Here is a 22,070-nt window from a genome sequence, read left to right on the forward strand (position 1 = left end):
GTGAACGGTTTGCACAGGCGGGCAAATAGACTTAACTTTTGTTAACCAAATCAAACATGAGAAAATGCCCGGATTGCGCCATATTAGAAGTCTTATTGTTACTATGTTGCTCTTACTGAGTGCATTATCTATCCGCTTGTATGCCCAGGAGCAGTTTATAACTCCCCCCGCCCGCCTGCTTACCAACTTTTCTTTTAAAATGCTAACCGGGGGCATTGTAATAGTATCAGCTACGCTGGACAATTGTAAAGACTCCCTCAACTTCATTTTCGATACAGGAAGCGGAGGCATATCGCTGGACTCTGCCACGGTAGACTACCTGAAACTGGAAAGAACCGCTACCTCACGAACCATTAAAGGAATTGCAGGGGTACGCAAGGTTGATTTTGCCTTTAACCATAGCTTACACCTGCCGGGCCTTACGGTAGATTCTCTGGATTTTCACATTAATGACTATGAGTTATTGACGAGTGTGTATGGTGTGAAGATAGATGGCATTATGGGCTATTCTTTTCTGAAACGGTACATCGTGTGCTTAAACTACGACAAACATGAGATGGGGGTATATAGCCAGGGTAGCTTTACCTATCCCCGAAACAGTCAGTTTCTCCGGCCGGTATTTTCTTCTATTCCTATACAACAGGTAACTGTAAAAGATACACGTGCAATACTTGCACGCTACTACCTGGATACAGGTGCCGGGCTATGTATGCTTTTTTCTCAGTCGTTTGTTGATGATAGTAGTTTGTTGTTGAAGAAGCGTAAGATATTTGATACACAGGCAGAGGGGCTTGGAGGCAAAAAGAGTATGCGTTTAACGGTTATTAAAGAGGTAAAGGTGGGGCCGTACCGCTTAAAGAAAGTTCCGGTTTATCTGTTTGATGATGATTACAATGTTACTGCCTATCCCACGCTGGGAGGCTTGTTAGGTAACGACATTATGCGCCGGTTTAATGTGGTATTCAACTATGCTGATCAGTTAATTTGTATTAAACCCAACACGCATTACCGGGAAGAATTTGACTATTCTTACACAGGGCTGGGCATTTATGTGGTAGACCGGCATATAAAAGTGATTGATGTTATTAAAGGCTCTCCCGGAGAGAAAGCAGGCTTTATGACAGACGATGTTATTCTCTCTATAGACAACAATTTCTCTAACGATATACAGGCTTACAAAGCCATGTTTCAGCACCCACGAACCACTCTACGCATTATAGTACTCAGAAAGGGCAGCCCTGTAACATTAAAGCTGCGCATAAAAAGCATATTAGATTGATGCAGCGTATATTACAGACAAATGTTTGTATATAGCAATGGATGCAAGAATATTCAGACAACTTAATAAGAGCGGATTGGTTTCTGACAGTGAAATGCAGTGTATAGAAGAGCATAAAAACAAACCTGTGCCCATAAGGCAGGACTTGTTGTTTGTATTGTATGCCGGAATTATAATGGCTGTTTACGGGCTGGGTACGCTTATATACCGCAACATAGATGATATAGGCCACGGTGTTGTTGCTGGTATTATTGCTGTTATTTGTGCCGGATGTTTTTTCTGGAGCCGGAAGTTTGTAACAGGCTTTTCTACGGATAAAACTGAACCATCGCGCTATTTTGTAGATTATGTGGTTTTATCAGGGGCTCTTCTACTGCCTTTGCTGGCAGGCTATCTTCAGTATGTGTATCAGCTTTTTGGAGCGCGTTGGGGGCTGGCCACTTTTGTACCCATGCTGCTTTTATTTCTGGTAGGTTATTATTACGATCATAAAGGAGTGGTAAGTCTGGCAGTAACCAATCTTGCTGCCTGGTTGGGCATTACTGTAGCTCCGCTACAGGCAGCAGAGGAGAATGACTTTACCAATGAAAAGCTGATTTACACTGGTGTGGCGCTGGGGGGCATGCTGTTATTACTGGCTTATGCAAGTGTGCAAAAGAATATCAAAGCACATTTTGCAGATGTGTATCGCAACTTTGGGTTACACGTTCTTTTCATCTCATTAACAGCGGGGCTTTTTCACTTCCATTTTCCGTTTCCGGCAGTTATATGGTTTTTGTTGATAGCGCTGGCCTGTTACCTGCTTGGAAAACGGGCTTTGAATATTAACTCCTACTACCTGATGGTGGTTACTGCCTTATATGGATACATTGCTGTAAGCTATATGGTTATTTACGGGCTGATTACCATTGGAAGCGATGGGGGATTGTTTCTGGCACTCTTGTATGGGGTGCTTTCGGGTATTGGATTAATTATACTACTTGTTAACCTGCACAGAAAAATTAAGAAACATGCTGGCGTATAATAGTAAGGACTTATATAACCGGATAGTACAAAAGCAGGCTTCTGATGCATTTATAAATGGCTGCGTGGATGAAGAAGGGTTAAAACGTTTGCTGGCAGCTGCTCCTTCTGGTCTGTACACCCCTCAGCATCTTTTTAGTATAGGCATTGCTTTGATAACATTGATTGCATATTGCTTTGGAGTACTAATAATAGCCTGGGGAAGTGAGTTTTCTTCAGCGGCCCTGATAACGTTTCTGGCGGCTGCGGGGGCCTATATGGCACTGGAAGCAGGCGTAAAACAAAGAAGGTTTTATAACGCCGGTGCAGATAACATGCTGCTGATGTTGATTCCGGCAACGGTTATTGCTTTCTGCTTTGTGGAGATAAAACATATGCAACTGCTTTTTACAACCTTGATTGCAGGGGTGATATGTTGCTGGCTATGCATTCGTTTTGTAGATGCTTTAATGGCATTGCTAACCACTGTGGCTATTGTAATGCTTTACTGTTTGTTATTAGATAGGGCAGGGCTTGCTGCGGTTATATTACCTGTTGCAGCGTTGTTGCCGGCCGTATTGATGTATATAGTTTCGGGCCTGCTTTTAAAGTCTGATTCTCTGATCGTATATACCTGGTGTTTAAAAGTGGTACGTATAACTGCGTTGGCAATTGTGTATGCATGCAGCAACTTTCTTGTGGTAGACGTTGTGTTTACGGGTTCATACGATTATCGTGTTTCAGGGGCATGGAAGATTTTTTATTTATCCCTGCAGGTGATTGTTCCTGTTGTTTATGTTATAGCCGGTATTAGAAAGCGTAACATGGTATTACTAAGAGCAGGTGTTATTGCAGCAGCCTTATCAGCATATACTTTTCATTATTACTATTCTTTTTTGCCTGCTGATGTGGTATTATTGATAGCTGGTTGTATTTTAATAACCGTTAGCCTGTTGCTGATCCGCGTATTACAACAGGGGCAACGGGCGTTTAGTGCGGAACCGGAAAGTAATGCGGAGAAGTTGCTGAAGCAGGCTGAGGCCGATATTGTTTTTCAGGTATTAGGCAAAAAAGGCACTGCTGTTACGCCTGTAAACCCATTTGGAGGAGGAAGTTCCGGAGGAGCGGGTGCTTCGGGAAGTTACTAAAGAAAAAGACCAGCTATTGCTGGTCTCTTCTGTAAAATTCTTTCAGGCTATCGTTAATGTAAAAAAGAATCTCCTGTTGGTTTGGGTTTTTACGCAGCCATTCATAGTCCGGCCTGTATCGTCCCATAAAGAGATTTAAAGAGTCTCCTTTCAGACGGGTATAGTAACCCACCATTTCAGATGAAAAACGGTAGTCTACATAATGCTGCTTCTCCTGATCGGTAAAGTTGTCTATTGACTGCTGGCGTAAACGATCTTTTTTACTCCATTTCAGGTTAATACCCAAGCCTGCGCCGGAGTTTGCTTTGGTAAATGTTTTGTCTTTATAACCAATATCTTCCTGAAACTTGCGCCGCCGTTCGGCACTGTCCGACTGGTATTTGGTGTAATTGGTGGATCTTACCGTTACATCCAGCTTTGAAGTGGCTATTCTGGGCAGTTCAATATGCGTGGTATCACGCAGATACGGAAAATAGCGTAAACTGTCTGAACCGTACCCAAGTGCAGCAAATAACAGCAGATCGCCTTTGGTAACCTCTATTGCAAAAAAGCCGTTTTTATCGGTTTCCACAATGGTTTTGGTATTCTGGTTGGTAACGGTAGCACCCACAATGGCTGAACCCATGGCACTATCTTTCAGGTAGCCGTAATAGGTTTTTTTAGTATCCTGACCTATGGCAAGCGTGGTTAAAATAAATAACGCTATGGTTGTCAGGCTCATGTGCAACAAGAGAGTGTGAGGCCTCCTGGTAACAGGCGGTAAATTCATGCAATAAATATGTTTAATGGCAAGTTAAAGATATTCGCATTTCGTCGTACTCATTGCTCTGTTAAACTTTATAGGTGCGGCTATTGTCTTCTTTTACAGGCAAGGTTAGATTCACTAATTTGCACTTCTTTTTCAAATAACAATATGATTACCTACAACCGATTTGTTTTAGATAATGGCCTGCGGGTACTGGTACATGAGGATGCTGCAACGCCAATGGCGGTGGTAAATATTATGTATGACGTAGGTGCGAGGGATGAAAACCCGGCACAAACAGGATTTGCCCATTTATTTGAGCATCTGATGTTTGGCGGCAGTATACATATTCCGGATTATGATGAGCCGCTGCAGAGAGCAGGCGGAGAAAATAATGCCTATACAACCAACGACCTTACCAACTATTATTGCCAGCTACCGGTGCAGAACCTGGAAACAGCTTTCTGGCTGGAGAGCGACCGTATGTTAAGCCTGGCATTCAGCAAAAAAAGTCTGGATGTACAGCGCAAGGTGGTGTGCGAAGAGTTTAAAGAGCACTATATCAACAAACCCTATGGCGATGCATGGCACAAGATGCGTCATCTGGCATACACTACCCATCCTTATAAATGGATGACAATTGGGGATGAACTGAGCCATATAGAAAATGCAGCGCTGGATGATGTGAAGAACTTCTTCTTTCGTCATTACCGTCCCATTAATGCCATACTGGTAGTTGCCGGAAACGTAAAAACCGAAGAGGTAAAGCGACTGGCAGAAAAATGGTTTGGCGATATTCCTATGGGAGAAAAATATGTGCGTAACCTTACACAGGAGCCGGTGCAAACAGCCGGGCGCCGCCTGGAAGTAGAAGCCGATGTGCCGCTGAATGCTTTTTACAAAACCTGGCATATGGATTCGCGGTTAAGCAAAGGCTATTATGCTGCCGATCTTATTACAGAAATTCTGGGCGGGGGCGCTTCTGCCAGGCTGCACCACTCCCTGGTAAAAGAGCAGAAGCTTTTCAGTAACCTGGAGTGCTATCATTTCGGCACAATGGATCCGGGGCTTGTTACCATTGAAGGTAAACTGGTGAAAGGGGTAAATACCTCCGATGCTGAAAAAGCCATAGAGGAAGAGCTGGAGAAAATTAAAACAGATCTGGTAAGCGAGGCTGAGCTGCAAAAGGTAAAAAACAAAACAGAGAGCATTATTGCTTTTGAAGATATGAGTGTAATGAGCCGTGCCAACAGCCTGGCTTTTTACGAGCTTACCGGTAACGCAGCGTTGATTAATGAAGAGCTGGCTAAATATCAACAGGTAACAACGGAGGAAATCAGAGATTACAGCCGTAAAATATTTGATGCAGCCAACAGCAACACTTTGTACTATAACAGCAAAAACTAATACACGTTTTCTTTCAGAAAACGGTAACAACGGGAACAGACTATGATTGACAGAAAAAAGAGTCCTGCTATACATGATGCGGTGGAATTTGATTTGCGGTTAAAGCCCTGCGAACAGTTTACGCTGGATAACGGGGTGCCGGTATATGCGGTGAATGCAGGTGAGCAGGAAGTGCTGATGATTGAACTGGTGTTTTACGCAGGCAACTGGTACGAGCAGCAGAATATAGTAGCAGCCACCACCAACTTTCTATTAAAAAACGGAACTACTAATAAAGCAGCTTTAGCGCTGAATGAGCATTTTGAGTTTCACGGTGCTTATCTCAACCGCCATTGTTATAATGAAACTGCTACATTAACCCTGCATTGCCTGAACAAACACCTGCCTAAGCTGTTACCTGCTGTGGCGGAGATATTGGCAGAATCGGTATTTCCGGCAGAGGAGCTGGCTATATACAAGCAGAACCAGAAGCAAAGGCTGGAAGTGAATCTGAAGAAGTGCGACTTTATAGCCAACCGGCTGATTGATGAGTACTTGTTTGGTATAGAACATCCTTACGGAAAATATACATCAACAGCGGATTATGATGCGCTGGAGCGTGAGCAACTGGTGGAGTTTTATAGCCAGTATTATGCAAAGGGTAAGTGCATGGTATTTGCGGCAGGTAAGTTACCGGCTGATATTGCCCAACAGCTGAACGCAGCTTTTGGACATTTACCTTTCAACACACAACCTATGCCTGTTGTGGAGCATATAACCAAACCGGCAGCAGAAAAAAAATATCAGGTAACCAATGATACAGCAGGGGTTCAGGCAGCTATTCGTATTGCTCAACCTTTCCCTAACAGGCATCATCCTGATTTTATTAAGGTGCAGGTGCTGAATAATATATTCGGCGGCTTTTTCGGTTCCAGGTTAATGAGCAATATCCGGGAAGATAAAGGGTATACTTACGGAATACACAGCTACCTCCAGAATCATATACAACAAAGCGCCTGGATGATAAGCACAGAAGCAGGACGTGATGTATGTGCGGCTACGGTAGCGGAAGTTTATAAAGAAATGGAGCGTTTGAGAGAAGAGCTGATTGAAAAAGAAGAGTTGGATCTGGTTCGTAATTATATGATGGGAAGTATTCTGGGCGATCTGGATGGTCCTTTTCAGATTATCTCCCGCTGGAAAAATTACGTGCTGAATAACCTTACAGATGCCTATTTTTATAACAACCTGCAAACCATCCGAAGCATTACCGCAGAGGAGTTGCAGGAGCTAGCCCGGAAATACCTGGTGCCGGAAGCCTTTTACGAATTAACGGTTGTATAAAACAGATACGTATGGGAAAGTTTATTGGCAAATTACTGGTGAGTGCGTTGGCTGCATTAATTGTATCCTATCTTTTACCGGGCGTAAAAATTAACAGTGGTTTCAGCGCTCTGGCGGTGGCACTGGTATTGGCGTTGTTAAATACGTTTGTAAAGCCATTGCTGGTAATTCTTACTATTCCTATTACGGTGGTTACACTTGGATTGTTTTTACTGGTCATTAATATATTAATGGTAAAATGGACTGCCGAAATTGTTCCCGGGTTTACAGTAGTAAACTGGTGGGCTGCACTCTGGTTTAGTCTTTTACTTACTTTCTTTACTTCCCTTATAGAAAGTCTTATTAACAAAACGCAGTCAGACAGGTAAATGCCGTGTCGTGTAGTAGCTTATGTATTTCGATAGAAAACAATGGAGTAACGAAGCGCTGGTAAACATTTACCGGAAACTGCTGCTGCCGCGGCTGATAGAGGAGAAAATGCTGATTCTGCTGCGGCAGGGCAAAATAAGCAAGTGGTTTAGCGGCATTGGCCAGGAAGCTATTGCTGTGGGCAGCACTTTTGCCCTGGAAGCAGACGAATGGATAATGCCGTTACACCGCAACCTGGGTGTTTTTACCGGTCGCGATATGCCTTTGCTCCGGTTGTTTTTACAATGGCAGGGTAGTAGTGAAGGTTATAGCAAGGGCCGCGAACGCAGCTTTCACTTCGGTAGCCGCGAACATCATATTTGCGGCATGATATCGCACCTGGGGCCACAACTGGCCATTGCAGATGGAACTTCGCTGGCACACCTGTTGAATGGTAAACCCAAAGTATCGCTGGCGTTTACAGGTGATGGCGGCACCAGTGAAGGCGATTTTCACGAAGCGTTGAATGTGGCTGCCGTATGGGATTTACCCGTCATCTTTCTCATTGAAAATAATGGCTACGGCCTTAGTACACCTGTACAGGAACAATACCGTTGCAATACACTGGCCGACCGTGCTATAGGCTACGGTATGAAAGGCAGCACCATTAACGGCAATAATATTCTGAATGTGATAGAGGCTGTTTCTGAGGCCCGCGACTATTGTTTGCGGGAAAAGAAACCTTACCTGCTGGAATGTGTAACCTTTCGTATGCGGGGCCACGAGGAGGCAAGTGGCATTAAATACGTACCACAGGAACTGCTTGACAAATGGGCAAAGCAGGACCCTGTAGTTCAGTACGAACATTATCTGCTACGTGAAGCAGTGCTTACAACAGAAGAAATAGCCGCTATCCGCAGCGAGCTGAAAACTTATATTGAATCAGAACTGGAACTGGCTGATAAAGTAATTTCCAGGCCGGTTGATACAGCAACAGAACTGTCAGATGTATATGCGCCGGCAACTGAAATAACCGTTAGTCCAGGAGTGCTTAAGTCGCGCATACAAACGCCGGAAGTGCGATTTATTGATGCTATAGCCGATGCTTTGTATCAGAGCATGCAGCAGCATGAAAACCTGGTATTAATGGGGCAGGATATAGCGGAGTATGGCGGTGCTTTTAAAATAACAGAAGGACTGGTTCAGGAGTTTGGAAGGGAGCGGGTAAGAAACACGCCTTTGTGCGAAAGTGCTATTATAGGTACCGCGTTGGGGTTAAGCCTGGAAGGCTGTAAAAGCATGGTGGAAATGCAGTTTGCTGATTTTGTAACTGCGGGATTTAATCAGATTGTAAACAACCTGGCCAAGCTTTATTACCGTTGGGGCCAGGCGGCAGATGTGGTTATCCGTATGCCCACAGGCGGCGGCGTAGGTGCAGGACCTTTTCATTCGCAAAGCAATGAAGCCTGGTTTGTGCATACGCCCGGTTTGAAAGTGGTTTACCCCTCTTCTGCTGAAGATGCCAAGGGCTTATTAATTGCAGCCATTAATGACCCCGGCCCTGTTTTATTTTTTGAGCACAAAGCACTTTACAGAAGCGTAACGGGTAAGGTTGCTGCTGATTTTTATGAAACACCGATTGGAAAAGCCCGTGTGGTGAAAGAAGGAAGTGAGCTGAGCATTATTACTTACGGCGCTGGTGTACACTGGGCAATGGAATATGCAGAAAGCCGCCCCGATGTAGACATTGAAATTCTGGATTTGCGAACGTTGCTTCCATTGGATTACGAAGCTATAAAGGCTTCTGTGCTACGCACCGGAAAAGTATTGGTTTTGCATGAAGACACGCTTACAGGTGGTATTGGTGGAGAAATAGCAGCCTGGATTGGAGAACATTGTTTTGATAAACTGGATGCTCCGGTTATGCGTTGCGCCTCTTTAGACACACCTGTTCCGTTTGATATTCGCCTGGAGCAGAATTTTATGGCTAAAAGCAGGATTGCGTTGTATATTAATAAGCTCCTGTTGTATTAGTTGTTCGTTTTAACCGGGAGCTGCCGGCAGCAGAATAGAAACGCCCTTCCTGAATACACATACCCCTCACTATTAATCTGTTTAAGTACCTTTAAACAAAAAAGAAAGGCTTTGATAAACATTTATTTACCGTACAGAGAGAAGTATAAGCGCATGCAGCGGGTGCTTGCGGCAGATGTAGGTGGAACGAAAGTGAACATGGCGTTGTGTTATGTAACGGAAACGAAGATAGAGATAGTGCATACTGCCAGATATGCTTCGCAGGAGTATTCTTCCTTTACAGATATTATTAAAGCGTTTCTGGCAGACGAGAAAGTTGAAAAGCCGGAAAAAATAGGTATTGGCGTAGCCGGGCCTGTTATAGACAATACCGTAGAGTTTACCAACCTGAACTGGGGAGTGGTAAGTGCTAAAGATATTGCAGCCGTAACAGGTGTACCGGAAGAACATGTAGGCCTGATTAATGACCTGGAAGCTACAGGTTATGGTTTGCCTTGTTTGGGTGAAGATGATATTTTAACCCTGCACCGCGGCGAGCCAGGGCATAAAGGTAACGCTGCCATTATTGCTCCGGGAACCGGCCTGGGCGAAGCAGGTCTGTTTGCCGATGCCAAAGGCTATCATCCTTTTGCTACAGAAGGGGGCCATTGCGAATTTGCACCCCGTACGGAAATGGAAGCACAGCTGTTCAGCTATTTGAAAATAAAGCACCGGCGCGTAAGCTGGGAGCATGTGGTGGCAGGCCCTGGTATTTACCGGTTGTACTACTTTCTGCGTGATGTAATGCAGCGGGAAGAGCCGGAGTGGCTGAAAAAGGAAATTGAAGAAAAGGGCGACCCCTCTGCTGTAATCAGCCAGGCTGGTCTTGAAAAAAGAGCCCCTATCTGTGAAGAGGTAATGCAGCTGTTTGTACAGCAACTGGCCCGTGAAGCAAGCAGTCTGGTACTAAAAATGAAAGCAACAGGCGGGCTGTTTTTCGGCGGCGGCATTCCTCCTAAAATTCTGCCTCTTTTAAAAGAGCCTAACTTTTACGACACCTTTGTTGACTGTGGCAGAATGCAGGCACTGGTGGAAAAAGTTCCGGTGCGGATTATTCTGAACGATAAATCTGCCCTGTTTGGTGCGGCTTATTACGGTGCTTATGGACTATAGCGCTTTTCGGCTGCTGCCGTAAATACATCGGTATAAACGGGTTGTGCGACCCCGGAAAAAAAGGTAGTTTTAATCATTCTTTTCCTCCCGGGAAAAGGCTAATGAGAAAACAAACTACACACGCATGAAAAAATGGACTATGCTGGCGGTGGGGTGTGCATTAACACTCCATCTTTCAGCTCAGGAAACATTTCCCGTAAACGGAGTAGCTGATAAAAGGGAAGGGTGTTATGCCTTTACACATGCTACTATTGTAAAAGACGGGCAAACCACATTACAGGATGCCACACTGGTTATCCGCAAAGGCAAAATTGTAAGTGCAGCCGCCAACGCGGCTATTCCCAGAGACGCGGTAGTGATAGATTGTAAGGGTAAATATATTTACCCTTCTTTTATTGATATCTACAGCGATTACGGCGTAGGCTCTCCACAACGCGAAAGAACCGGGTTTGATTTCCGGGCGCCTGCGCAACTTACCTCTAACCAGAAAGGAGCTTACGGCTGGAACCAGGCAATACGCACTGACGTAGATGCGGGCAAAGTTTTCAGCGTAGATAATGCGAAAGCCAAAAGCTTACGCGAAGCGGGTTTTGGTACTGTTTTGTCGCACCAGAAAGATGGCATTGCCCGTGGCACCGGCCTGGTGGCAACGCTGGCGGAAGACAAGGACAATCTGGTAATTCTCAAAGACAAAGCATCTGCACATTACTCTTTTAATAAAGGCGTTTCTTCTCAAAGCTATCCCAGCAGTATGATGGGGAGTATTGCTTTGTTAAGACAAACGTATCTGGATGCGCAGTGGTATAAAAACCATCCCGCTGCGGAAGGTGTAAACTTAAGCCTGCAGTATTGGAATGAGCAGCAGGGGTTATTACAGATTTTTGAAGCCAATGGTAAATGGAATGCGGTACGTGCTGACAGGCTGGGCGATGAGTTTGGCGTGCAGTACATTATTAAAGCCAGTGGTGATGAATACCAGCGCCTGAAAGAAATGAAGGCTACCAACGCCACTTTTATATTGCCGGTTAACTTTCCGCAGGCAATGGATGTGGAAGACCCGAACGATGCCCGCTTTGTATCGCTGGAAGACATGAAGCATTGGGAAATGGCACCTGCCGCTGCAGGGCTGTTTGAGAAAGAGAATGTTCCTTTTTGTTTAACCAGCGCGGATGTAAAAGACAGCAAACAGTTTTTAACCAACCTTCGTAAAGCTATTGAATATGGTTTAAGTGAAAACAAAGCATTTGAAGCACTTACCAAAACGCCTGCTACGCTGCTGGGCATTTATGATAAAGTGGGTAGTCTGGATGCGGGTAAGCTGGCCAACTTTATTATTACATCCGGCCCCGTTTTTAAAGAAAACACTACGTTGTATCAGAACTGGGTACAGGGTAACGAATATGACGTTAAAAATGAAGGCTGGGCTGGGGTAAGTGGTTCTTACACACTTACGGTAACCGCTACAGGTAGCACACCTAAAACTTACAACCTGGTGGTGAAGGGTGATAACGCCGCCAATATCATAAACACAGATACTATTGCCGCACGTTTTAACTACGATGGCAAACTGATTAAACTCAGCTTTTCCGAAACCAAAAAATCCAGAGCCAGCATTCGTTTAAGTGGTGTTAACAACGGCACTATCTGGCAGGGCAATGGAGTGGATACTGCGGGCAATGCGGTGTTGTGGACTGCCTCTTTTGTAAAGGCAGGCGAAGAAAAGGCCGATAGCAGTAAACGTAAACAACCAATACGTTTAGGCAAAGTAACCTATCCTTTCAATGGCTATGGCTGGGAGCAATTGCCACAGCAACAAACACTGCTTATTAAAAATGCAACGGTTTGGACCAACGAAAAAGATGGTAAACTGGAAGGCGCTGATGTACTGGTAAAGAACGGTAAAATTGCGCAGGTGGGTAAAGGCTTGTCTGATGCAGGTGCTGTGGTGATTGACGGTACCGGCAAACATCTTACCGCTGGTATTATAGATGAACATTCTCATATTGCAGCAGCTTCTATTAATGAAGGCGCACAGAGTGTAACCTCTGAGGTGCGTATTGCAGATAACCTGAATCCGGATGATATTAATATCTATCGCCAGCTTAGCGGTGGCGTTACTTCTTCTCATATTTTACATGGCTCTGCCAATACCGTTGGTGGGCAAACCCAGTTAATAAAACTGCGCTGGGGTGTAAATGATGAAGAGTTGAAATTTAAAGGGGCAGATCCTTTTATCAAGTTCGCTTTGGGTGAAAACGTAAAGCGAACTACTTCTCAAAACAACAATCGCTTTCCTGATACACGTATGGGCGTAGAGCAGGTACTGGTAGATGCTTTTCAGCGTGCTACTGATTACCGGAATGCTTTAAAGGCGGATGGCAAAAATGCACGTCGCGATCTGGAGCTGGATGCACTGGTGGAAATTATGAACAGCAAGCGCTTTATCACCTGCCATTCTTATGTGCAGAGTGAGATTACTTCTACCATCCGCGTGGCTGAAAAATTCGGCTTTACCCTTAACACCTTTACACACATACTGGAAGGCTATAAGGTGGCCGATAAAATGAAAGCACATGGTGCGAATGCTTCTACGTTTTCAGACTGGTGGGCATATAAAATGGAAGTGCAGGATGCAATAGCTTATAATGCTGCTATTATGACCAAAGTGGGTTTGAATGTGTGTATTAATTCTGATGATGCAGAAATGGCGCGCCGGTTAAATCAGGAGGCTGCCAAAACAATTAAGTATGGTGGTGTTACAGAAGAAGAAGCGTTGAAAATGGTTACGCTTAACCCTGCCAAAGCGCTGCATGTGTCAGATAAAGTAGGCAGCATTAAAGCAGGTAAAGATGCGGATCTGGTGTTATGGAGCGATCATCCGTTAAGTATTTATGCAAAAGCAGAGAAAACTATTGTAGACGGCACCGTTTATTTTGACCGCGAAAAAGATGCACAAACGCGTGTGCAAATTGCTGCGGAGCGGAATCGTTTAATTAACAAGATGCTGGGTGAGAAAAAGGGAGGAGCTTCTATGGCACCCGCCCGACCAAGCTTCAATGTAATACTCAGCTGTGGCGATCACGACCACCACGATGGTTTAATTACCATTGATACAGGCGATGACGAATAATTACTGTAATCATCTGTTAAAACATTATTGAAATGAAAAAGACTTTTCTACATATTGGCTTACTGCTGCTGTTAACAGGAGCGGTAAAGGCACAGGATGATGTATATCCTGCGAAAGAATACAAGGGCAAGTTGTTTATTACCAATGGCACCATTCATATAGGAAATGGGCAGGTAGTTGAAAACGGCACTATTGAAGTGGAGAACGGTAAAATTGTTCGTGTGGGGCAAAACATTCCGGTACCCGCTGGCGATGTAAAGGTGTTCAGTGCGCAGGGCAAACAGGTATATCCAGGGCTGATACTCCCTATAACGGACCTGGGTTTGAAAGAAATTGCGAATGGCGTGCGCGGCAGTAATGATTATAGAGAACTGGGCGACCTGAACCCCAGTGTGCGTGCTATTGCCGCTTACAATGCAGACACCCGTATTGCAGGTACATTAAGGGCCAATGGTATACTCCTGGCTGGTGTTACGCCGCAGGGCGGCACTATTAGTGGCTCTTCTTCTGTAGTACAGCTGGATGCCTGGAATTATGAAGATGCGGCTTATAAAACCGATAACGGCATACATATAGAAATGCCTTCTTTTATTAATCGTCCCAGCCGTTTTGCCATCATGATGGGTGCGGGTAGAGAGCAGGGTGATGCAACCAAACAGGCACTGGATAAAGTAGAGAGTATTAAGGTATTCTTCCGCCAGGCAAAAGCATATCTGGCAGAATCTGCTCACAAAGAAGTGAATATAAAGTTTGAAGCATTAAAGCCACTGTTTGAAAAAAAGCAAAAGTTGTTTGTACACGGCGATCAGGTAAAGCAGATGCTGGCGGCTATTGATTTTGCAAAAGAGTTCGGCTTTTCAGTAGTAGTTGTTGGGGGAAGTGAGAGCTGGCAGATAGCGCCTTTGTTACAGCAAAATGAGGTAGCCGTTATTTTAAACGATCAGCATGCTTTGCCTTCCACAGAAGATGATGATGTAGATCAGCCTTACAAAACGCCAGCTGTATTACAAAAGGCCGGTGTGTTATTTGCGCTGAACGATGCGCATGACGAAAGCAGATATCGCAACCTGCCTTTTAATGCGGGCACCGCAGCCACTTACGGCTTAACCAAAGAACAGGCTTTGCAGGCTATTACCTTAAACACTGCCAGAATTCTGGGGGTAGAGGACAAAACAGGCTCGCTGGAAGCAGGTAAAGATGCCAACATTATTATCAGTGAAGGTGACATTCTGGATATGAAAACCAGCCTGGTTACCAAAGCTTTTATTCAAGGCAGAGACGTGAGTTTGCAGAATAAGCAAACCCAGCTTTATGAGCGCTATAAATACAAATATGGGTTATAGTAAGTTGTAAGATTACTGTGTAGGGGCTGACTCCGGAAGGATAAGCACCTGCATCGTATTTGAAAGAGGCTGTATCATCAGTTTGATGCAGCCTCTCTGTTTTTCGCCGGAGGCAGTCTTTAAAAAGCCTTTGCCATACAACTTAGTAAAACTGGGGTGCTGTTTTCTGGCTTAACTGATGATTAGTTTAATGTTGGGTATAACATCCTTGTCCAGCCGCTGCTTCACAAAATTTTGCTCTACTAGACTTAGCGTATACCAATACCTTTCACTGATTTTCTTTTGCATAGTGCTGTGTATTATGCAGGCCCGTGGCCGGACCTGCGGTGTTATTAATGAGCAAGTGCGCCGATTTTAGTGTCTGTTATTTTTACCACTTCTACATGAGGGGGCAGGTTGAAATAAAGTTTTGCTTCGTTCTTCATCAACCGGCTTAACTACGTTTCCGTGAATCTGCTTTGCACCTGTACCGTTGTTCCAATTATCAGTTCTACATACTGTGGCTTTTTAGTCGAGTGTTTACCTTTTAGCCTCTCAGGGTGGGTAGCTGGTTTGCTAATCTGCTGAGCCGGGTAGTCGCTGTAATAAGCTTTAGAATACTCTTCCATCTCATGTATGATGGTGTTGGCTAATGGCGGTATATTTCCTGCAATGCGTATCATAAGGGGCTTTTTCTATACTTTACAAAGAGCAGCACATTCGCTTTTCATAACAAGAAAAGACAAGCCTTTCCATCCTAAGCTTTGCAACAACGGCAACAGAAAAAAGTTCAGGCCACCACACACGATGTTGTCTGCAAGACGGAATAACCCGCGGAGAAACACTCACCCGCTATCTGATTTTATTCAAAAAAATTTATATATAAATTCTGCCCTTTTTGTATCTTATGAGGCGTAAACACTAAAATTATCTATCATGAAACATCTTTCGCTGCTTATTGCCGCATTTTTATTGTTAACGAGCATTCAGGGGCAGAACCGTATGCTTTCAGGCCATGTAACAACTATCTACGGGGCGCCGTTAGCCGGCGTGCAGGTAAACGTAGTAGGATACAATCTCCAGACTTACACTGACGGGCAAGGCTTCTATCTTTTTACGAATGTTCCGGCTGCTGCCACAAAACTGTTCTTCAACTTTATCGGATACTATCCATACGAATATCTGCTTAATCCATTTTCACATATTTACAACCTGGAAATGGAGTGGTATACAGATGAGGAATGGATTTTCGGTAGTAAGAAAAATAATTTGGTGAATTAAAGCTTTTTATTCCATTACCAGTTATTGTGTTTTACCAGAACGTATCCATTTCATAATATCCCGATTCCGAATTCTTTTACAGATAAATAAATATCACTTATACAACAGGAGGTTGCCTTATTTCTAGAGCAGCCTCCTTTTTTGTTCAGCCAGTTCTATACATCCTGTAAATAGTGACTGGTAAGGTTTTTCATATCAAACCTGATTACTTCTCCGTCCAGCAGGGGAGGTCTATTTTCATTTTTTTTGTGCCAACTGAGATAAGGCAGTATGGGTATTCTGACCGGAAAATGAACACACCTTTTTCATCATCTTTCTCGTTGATTCCAAGTATATACTCTGGTAAATCAACATATTCATCTTTCATATCCCCGATGAGGGCAGGTATTCGTTCAGGCTATTCTCAGCGGCTATCTTATTGATGAGCCAGCCTTTTTTAAAACTGTATAACATTGCCGCCGATGTTTACTATGGGCTTTCCGGCCCTAAGCTTCTTCATAGCATTTCTAACAACGCTGATGGAATTGTAAAGCTCAGGGAAATGGTCCTGAAGCATTGGGAAAAGGTCCGGAAGTTTCAGGAGGAGGTCTTGAAGCTTTGGGTAGATACCCCGAAGTTTCAGGAAACTGTCTGGAAGCTTTGGGATAACGGCCGGAAGCTTTAGAAATGTATCTGAGTGTTGTAGTTTATTGTGGCAAAGTTCAGCCACGTTTGCATAGTGCAGGAGCATGTATTCTGCGAGCTGGCAGCTGCCATGCCGGAACTTTAGGGTTTCATGGCCCAGCTTTAGGACCAAATGTAGAAGCTTTAGCGCGAGTGCTGAAAACACTATGGCCACATTTAAAAGTTGTATAACGAGATGCGGCAACTCTCTGATGGAAAATAGAAGCTTCTGGAAGTGTTCCGCCAACCTTCTGATGTGTTTTAGAAGTTGTGGCACGGGATCATAAAGTTGTTTGCTGTTATGCAGAAGCTATCTTGTGTAAAGAAAAAGCTGGGCGGCCACTTCCGGAAGCTTCTGATTATTACGGACCAACTTCTGATTTAGAAGCGAAAGTGAGGCTTTTGCATGGTTACAGTGCATAAGTATCTGAAAATGTTGCTATTGATGATGAGCCGGGCGGAGATAACCTAAAAATTCCAGATCGGATTGTTGCGTTACTGCATGGGCTTTTCCGTTTTTCAGCAGGTATAATTGGTCTGCCACGTCCAGAATATGCGGGTACATATGGTCGGTTATCAGGAAGCCCTTGTGCTGTTTTTCGGCGTTCAATACTTTTTTCAGCCGTTCTACCTGTATGGGAGCAAGAAAGGAAAAAGGCTCATCCAGCAAAACAAACCGGGTTTCTGATTTTAAAATGCAATACACTTCCACAAAGCGCCTTTGTCCGCTGGATAAATTGCCCAAAGCCGTGTTTTGTAATCTGGCGTATTCCGGAAATTCTTCTTCCAACGCAGAAGGGGCAATGCCGAAATCGGCCAGCACACGCTTCAACGTAAACTGTTTAGGTATAAAGTTGTGCTGCGGCAGATAGCGCAGCAGATCGGGCCGCTGAAAAGCTGCCGGAAAAGAAGTGTGGTTAATGCGTACGGACTTGTCTTGACACGGAAAGGAGCCGTATACAATATTCAGCAGGCAACTTTTGCCACATCCGTTTCGGCCCAGCAGGCCGGTAACCTGCCCAACCTCGCATTGAATATAGATATCAGATAAAATGCGGCGGCCGTTAAACGACAGCTGAATGCCATCTGCTGCTAATACATTTTTCATAAACAATGGTATAGGGCGATTAAGGTGAGGAAAAACAAACTAAAGTCGATAGTGAGCGCGCTGCCCCACAATACTTTTTTACTCAGGCCCAGATTATGATAGTAATAATATTCTTTTCTTTTAACCTGGTTTATAAAGTACCACAATACTGCGTTGGTAATTACTTTTAACCAGAAAAGTGCCGCTATCATAGACAGGCCGTATGCGGCAAATAATCCGCCGGCGGCAACGGTAATGCCGCCGGAAGCAATTGCAAAGCCGGAATAAAAGGTGAGAATGAGCCGGGTTGTTCGGGCGATGGTCATAAGCGTGGTATTTCCACAAGAAATTTAGTGTAAGTATCGACGGAGATATCAAAGGCCCGGACGTATTAGTAGATGTTTAACGATTATTACATTATTTCTGTTAAAAATTGGCGGTAAAAAGCCGGTTTCCTGTCCCTCATTCAGGCTGCGCAGCAAAACGGCCCATGGGGTGGGTAAGTCATCGGTTTTCGGCTTCAATAGCACTTTGTTTAAGGGATAATGACCGCATTTAGGGTATGGAACGCAAAATAAATGTCTGTGGGTACTCCAAAAATGTATATATTGACGGCTCATTTTTACGGGTACTTTTTTTAGCCCTTGAGACCTTAATTTTTTAATATAATAGTTTGGCCCTGAACATGAAACCCGGTATAAGAAAAGCAGTTAATCTGACAGCTTTTACCCTGCTTTTTTTCATTGTTGGTGTTGTGCTGTACGGAAGTTTGTACGGCATGGTAATTAACATGCTGAAGCATTTTTCCAAAGGTGGAGTTGAGTTTAAGGGCGAGTTCCCTATGCTGTTTATTCACAGCTTATTGTTCGGCCTTATATTTTGTGTTATACCTGGCTGCGTGTTTATATGCCACCAGATATTAAGGGGTAAGTCGGTTAAGGACTACATGTGGACCTGTATTCTGTATTTTGTATTTTTTGTTACTGCCTTCTGGGGTGTTACCGATTTTGAAAGTTTCTTTATCGTAGCTTCTACCGATCCCAATAAACGTAACGCTATTTTATCTCATAACGTTCAGGATGTACACCTGAATGGAATTTTTATACTGGCCATAATACTGGCAACCATTTTTACCACTTTTGCCAATATGATTAAATGGTTAAGGGCACCCAAGCCCAAACCAAAGGCTAAAACGCAGGTTAGAAAGGTGGTTAAAAAGCCTGCCAGCACGTTTTAATATAACACATAGCCCTGTAGGCAACTTTCCTTTGGGGTTTGATGCAGCGAGTACGGAATAGTAAACTATGCTACCTTCGCTGCATGAGTAAAAAACTGTTTTTGCTGGATGCCATGGCGCTTATTTACCGCGCCTATTATGCGTTGATACGTAGTCCGCGTATTACTTCCAAAGGAATCAATACCAATGCACAGTTTGGTTTTACCAACACGTTGTTTGACCTCATTAACAAAGAAAAGCCTACGCACCTTGCGGTTTGTTTTGATACCCACGCGCCCACAGAGCGACATATAGATTTTACAGATTATAAAGCCAACCGGCAGGAAGCGCCGGAAGATCTGCTGGCTTCTATTCCTGACATTCAACGTATTATACGTGGCTTCAATATTCCTTGCGTAGAACTGGATGGTTATGAAGCCGATGATGTAATTGGTACACTTGCCTGGCAGGCTGCCGATGCAGGGTATGAAGTGTATATGGTAACGCCTGATAAAGATTATGGCCAGCTGTTAATACACCCCAGCGTATTCATTTACAAGCCTCCTTATATGGGCAGTAAAGAAGAGGTGCTGGATGCTAAAAAGGTTTGTGAAAAGTGGGATATTGCCCGCGTAGAGCAGGTGGTGGATATTCTGGGCCTGATGGGTGATGCCGTGGATAACATACCGGGCATACCAGGCGTAGGCGAAAAAACAGCGGCTAAGCTGCTGAAAGAATATGATACACTGGAAAACGTATTGGCCAATGCGGATAGCATAAAAGGAGCGCTGGGCGAAAAGGTGCGTAATGGAAAGGACAGTGCTATCATAAGCAAGAAGCTGGCTACTATCATCACCAACGTGCCCGTTCAGTTTCACGAGGAAGATTACCAGCTGAAGGCCTGGAACAATGAAGCGCTGATTGAAGTGTTTACCGAACTGGAGTTTAAAACCCTGGGTAAGCGTATTCTGGGTGATGCCTTTAATGTGTTTCAAACTGCTGCTGCAGGTGTACAAACCGATTTGTTTGGCAACGCCGTAGAAACAAAAACTGCGGCTAAAGCGGACGGAGAAGAAGGCTTACTGGCTACTGGCTTCAGTGCCGATAAAAACATCAATAATACCCCGCACGAATATCATTTACTGGATACACCTGAAAAGGTGCAGGCTTTTCTGAATGATGCAGTACAGCAATCAGAAATCTGCTTTGATACAGAAACTACCGGACTGGATGCGAATGAAGCAGACCTGGTAGGCATGAGTTTTTCTTTTACTCCAGGCGTTGCTTTTTATATACCCTGCCCGCCGGAAAGAGATAAAACACTGGCCGTACTGGAGCAGCTGCGCCCCTTGCTGGAAAAGCCGGATATTACCTGGATAGGGCAGAACCTGAAATATGATATGCTGGTGTTGAAATGGTATGCTTTTGAACTGAAAGGAAACATTTACGATACCATGCTGGCCCATTATGTGGTAGAGCCCGAAGGGCGCCGCAGTATGGACCTGTTAAGCGCACAATACCTGGGGTATGAGCCCGTGCATATTGAGGAACTGATTGGAAAGAAAGGCAAGACGCAGGGAAATATGCGGGATGTGGCGGTTGACAAAATAAAAGACTACGCTGCCGAAGATGCAGATATAACCTTACAACTGAAACATGCCCTGCACCCGCAGCTAAAAGAGAAAGAGGTAGAGAAGGTATTTTACGAAGTGGAGAACCCATTGGTAAAAGTGCTTACGGCTATGGAGTTTGAGGGTGTAAAGGTAGATGTGGGTTTTTTACGCGAATATTCTAAACAGCTGGAAATAGAAGCCAAACAGTTTGAGGAAAATGTATACCAGGAAGCGGGCGTGCGGTTTAATCTTTCCTCTCCACGTCAGTTAGGAGAAGTGCTGTTTGATAAACTGAAACTGGACCCCAAAGCCAAAAAAACTAAGACCGGCCAATACGCTACCGGAGAAGATGTGTTGCTGAAGCTGGCAGGCAACAGCTCTATTGTGTCTGATATTTTAGGCTATCGCGAACTGACCAAGCTGCGCAGTACTTATGTAGATGCATTGCCTGAAATGATTAACAGCAAAACGGGGCGTGTACATACCAGCTATGCACAGGCCGTTGCTGTAACCGGCCGCCTGAGCAGCAATAATCCCAACCTGCAAAACATTCCCATCCGTACAGAAAGGGGTAAGGAAATAAGAAAAGCTTTTGTGCCCCGCGATGCGGAACACACGTTAATCAGTGCGGACTATTCACAAATTGAGTTACGTGTAATTGCTGCTATAAGTGGCGATGAAAATATGTGCGAAGCCTTTAAACAGGGCAAAGACATTCACACTGCTACTGCTGCAAAAGTGTATGGCATAGCGGATGAAGAGGTAACCAAAGAACAACGTTATAAAGCCAAGAGCGTAAACTTTGGCATTATATACGGGCAGGGTGCTTTTGGCCTGGCAGATAACCTGGGCATTAGCCGTGCAGAAGCCAAGGAGATAATTGACAATTACAAGAAAGAGTTTTCGGGCATTACCAGATACATGGATGGCATGATCAATTTTGCCAAAGAGCATGGTTATGTACAAACCTTAATGGGCCGTAAGCGTTGGTTGCGGGATATTAACTCTTCCAACTTTACCGTACGCGGTTTTGCGGAACGCAATGCTATTAACTCGCCCATACAAGGTACTGCTGCAGACATGGTGAAAATGGCTATGATACGTATACAGGCCGCTATGGAAAAAGAGAAGCTGCGCAGCCGTATGATATTACAGGTGCATGATGAATTGGTGTTTGATGCGCATAATGATGAACTGGAAATACTAAAGCCGCTGATTCTGGAAAATATGAAGGCTGCATTACCGCTGCCCAATGAGGTGCCGGTAGAAGCGGAGTTGGGAACAGGAATTAACTGGCTGGAGGCGCATTAATTAAAAATA

General features: G+C 44.3%; 18 protein-coding genes. 13 read left to right on the forward strand and 5 right to left on the reverse strand.

What is annotated here, in order from left to right:
* The first annotated feature begins 103 nt into the window (after nt 1-103).
* From IEY13_RS28425 to IEY13_RS28435, 3 genes are read left to right on the forward strand one after another with little or no spacing between them, the layout of a single operon-like run.
* Nucleotides 104-1,279: an aspartyl protease family protein gene (locus tag IEY13_RS28425; RefSeq protein ID WP_188958955.1), complete on the forward strand. Its 1,176-nt coding sequence runs from the start codon at nt 104-106 to the stop codon at nt 1,277-1,279.
* A 37-nt stretch (nt 1,280-1,316) separates the two neighbouring features.
* Entirely contained in the window at nt 1,317-2,303 is a 987-nt protein-coding gene (locus tag IEY13_RS28430; protein WP_188958957.1) for a DUF2157 domain-containing protein, read from the forward strand.
* Nucleotides 2,290-3,429, forward strand: coding sequence for a lysophospholipid acyltransferase family protein (locus IEY13_RS28435; RefSeq protein WP_188958959.1), 1,140 nt, complete (start codon nt 2,290-2,292; stop codon nt 3,427-3,429). Before IEY13_RS28430 ends, IEY13_RS28435 begins: the two co-directional genes overlap by 14 nt.
* A gap of 13 nt (nt 3,430-3,442) precedes the next feature.
* Here IEY13_RS28435 and IEY13_RS28440 read toward each other — a convergent pair whose 3' ends face one another.
* Nucleotides 3,443-4,150, reverse strand: a complete 708-nt coding sequence (locus tag IEY13_RS28440; protein WP_188958961.1) for a carboxypeptidase-like regulatory domain-containing protein — start codon at nt 4,148-4,150, stop codon at nt 3,443-3,445.
* 192 nt (nt 4,151-4,342) lie between these two features.
* Here IEY13_RS28440 and IEY13_RS28445 point away from each other — a divergent pair, with 192 nt between their 5' ends.
* The 7 genes from IEY13_RS28445 to IEY13_RS28475 all read left to right on the forward strand — a co-directional run bounded on the left by IEY13_RS28445 (nt 4,343) and on the right by IEY13_RS28475 (nt 14,911).
* Nucleotides 4,343-5,581, forward strand: coding sequence for a M16 family metallopeptidase (locus IEY13_RS28445; protein ID WP_188958963.1), 1,239 nt, complete (start codon nt 4,343-4,345; stop codon nt 5,579-5,581).
* Between the two features lie 42 nt (nt 5,582-5,623).
* Complete coding sequence (locus tag IEY13_RS28450) at nt 5,624-6,904, forward strand: M16 family metallopeptidase (protein WP_188958965.1); 1,281 nt, start codon at nt 5,624-5,626, stop codon at nt 6,902-6,904.
* An 11-nt stretch (nt 6,905-6,915) separates the two neighbouring features.
* Nucleotides 6,916-7,272, forward strand: a complete 357-nt coding sequence (locus IEY13_RS28455; protein ID WP_188958967.1) for a phage holin family protein — start codon at nt 6,916-6,918, stop codon at nt 7,270-7,272.
* 22 nt (nt 7,273-7,294) lie between these two features.
* Nucleotides 7,295-9,286 (forward strand): alpha-ketoacid dehydrogenase subunit alpha/beta, encoded by a 1,992-nt coding sequence (locus tag IEY13_RS28460; RefSeq protein WP_188958969.1) that lies wholly within the window; start codon nt 7,295-7,297, stop codon nt 9,284-9,286.
* Nucleotides 9,287-9,397: 111 nt separating this feature from the next.
* Nucleotides 9,398-10,438, forward strand: coding sequence for a glucokinase (glk, locus tag IEY13_RS28465; protein WP_229688058.1), 1,041 nt, complete (start codon nt 9,398-9,400; stop codon nt 10,436-10,438).
* 124 nt (nt 10,439-10,562) lie between these two features.
* A complete protein-coding gene (locus IEY13_RS28470) occupies nt 10,563-13,568 on the forward strand; it encodes an amidohydrolase family protein (protein WP_188958971.1) in 3,006 nt (1,001 codons plus the stop codon).
* 32 nt (nt 13,569-13,600) lie between these two features.
* Nucleotides 13,601-14,911 carry an amidohydrolase family protein gene (locus IEY13_RS28475; protein ID WP_188958973.1) on the forward strand — a complete coding sequence of 437 codons (1,311 nt, stop codon included), beginning with the start codon at nt 13,601-13,603 and terminating at the stop codon, nt 14,909-14,911.
* A gap of 437 nt (nt 14,912-15,348) precedes the next feature.
* Here IEY13_RS28475 and IEY13_RS28480 read toward each other — a convergent pair whose 3' ends face one another.
* Nucleotides 15,349-15,573: a hypothetical protein gene (locus IEY13_RS28480; RefSeq protein WP_188958975.1), complete on the reverse strand. Its 225-nt coding sequence runs from the start codon at nt 15,571-15,573 to the stop codon at nt 15,349-15,351.
* Nucleotides 15,574-15,826: 253 nt separating this feature from the next.
* On the opposite strand from IEY13_RS28480, the gene IEY13_RS28485 reads away from it, so the two are divergent.
* The gene (locus tag IEY13_RS28485; RefSeq protein ID WP_188958976.1) at nt 15,827-16,171 is read left to right on the forward strand and encodes a carboxypeptidase-like regulatory domain-containing protein; all 345 of its coding nucleotides are present in this window, start codon (nt 15,827-15,829) and stop codon (nt 16,169-16,171) included.
* 436 nt (nt 16,172-16,607) lie between these two features.
* Here IEY13_RS28485 and IEY13_RS28490 read toward each other — a convergent pair whose 3' ends face one another.
* The 3 genes from IEY13_RS28490 to IEY13_RS28500 all read right to left on the reverse strand — a co-directional run bounded on the left by IEY13_RS28490 (nt 16,608) and on the right by IEY13_RS28500 (nt 18,247).
* Nucleotides 16,608-17,111 (reverse strand): hypothetical protein, encoded by a 504-nt coding sequence (locus IEY13_RS28490; protein WP_188958978.1) that lies wholly within the window; start codon nt 17,109-17,111, stop codon nt 16,608-16,610.
* 162 nt (nt 17,112-17,273) lie between these two features.
* Nucleotides 17,274-17,942: an ATP-binding cassette domain-containing protein gene (locus IEY13_RS28495; protein ID WP_188958980.1), complete on the reverse strand. Its 669-nt coding sequence runs from the start codon at nt 17,940-17,942 to the stop codon at nt 17,274-17,276.
* The gene (locus IEY13_RS28500; protein WP_188958982.1) at nt 17,939-18,247 is read right to left on the reverse strand and encodes a hypothetical protein; all 309 of its coding nucleotides are present in this window, start codon (nt 18,245-18,247) and stop codon (nt 17,939-17,941) included. The genes IEY13_RS28495 and IEY13_RS28500 overlap by 4 nt, the downstream gene beginning before the upstream one ends.
* A gap of 359 nt (nt 18,248-18,606) precedes the next feature.
* On the opposite strand from IEY13_RS28500, the gene IEY13_RS28505 reads away from it, so the two are divergent.
* Entirely contained in the window at nt 18,607-19,158 is a 552-nt protein-coding gene (locus IEY13_RS28505; protein ID WP_188958984.1) for a hypothetical protein, read from the forward strand.
* Nucleotides 19,159-19,241: 83 nt separating this feature from the next.
* Nucleotides 19,242-22,061, forward strand: a complete 2,820-nt coding sequence (gene polA / locus IEY13_RS28510; protein WP_188958986.1) for a DNA polymerase I — start codon at nt 19,242-19,244, stop codon at nt 22,059-22,061.
* The last annotated feature ends 9 nt before the right edge of the window (nt 22,062-22,070 follow it).

This window comes from Filimonas zeae (genome assembly GCF_014641615.1).
Classification (GTDB): Bacteria; Bacteroidota; Bacteroidia; order Chitinophagales; family Chitinophagaceae; genus Filimonas; species Filimonas zeae.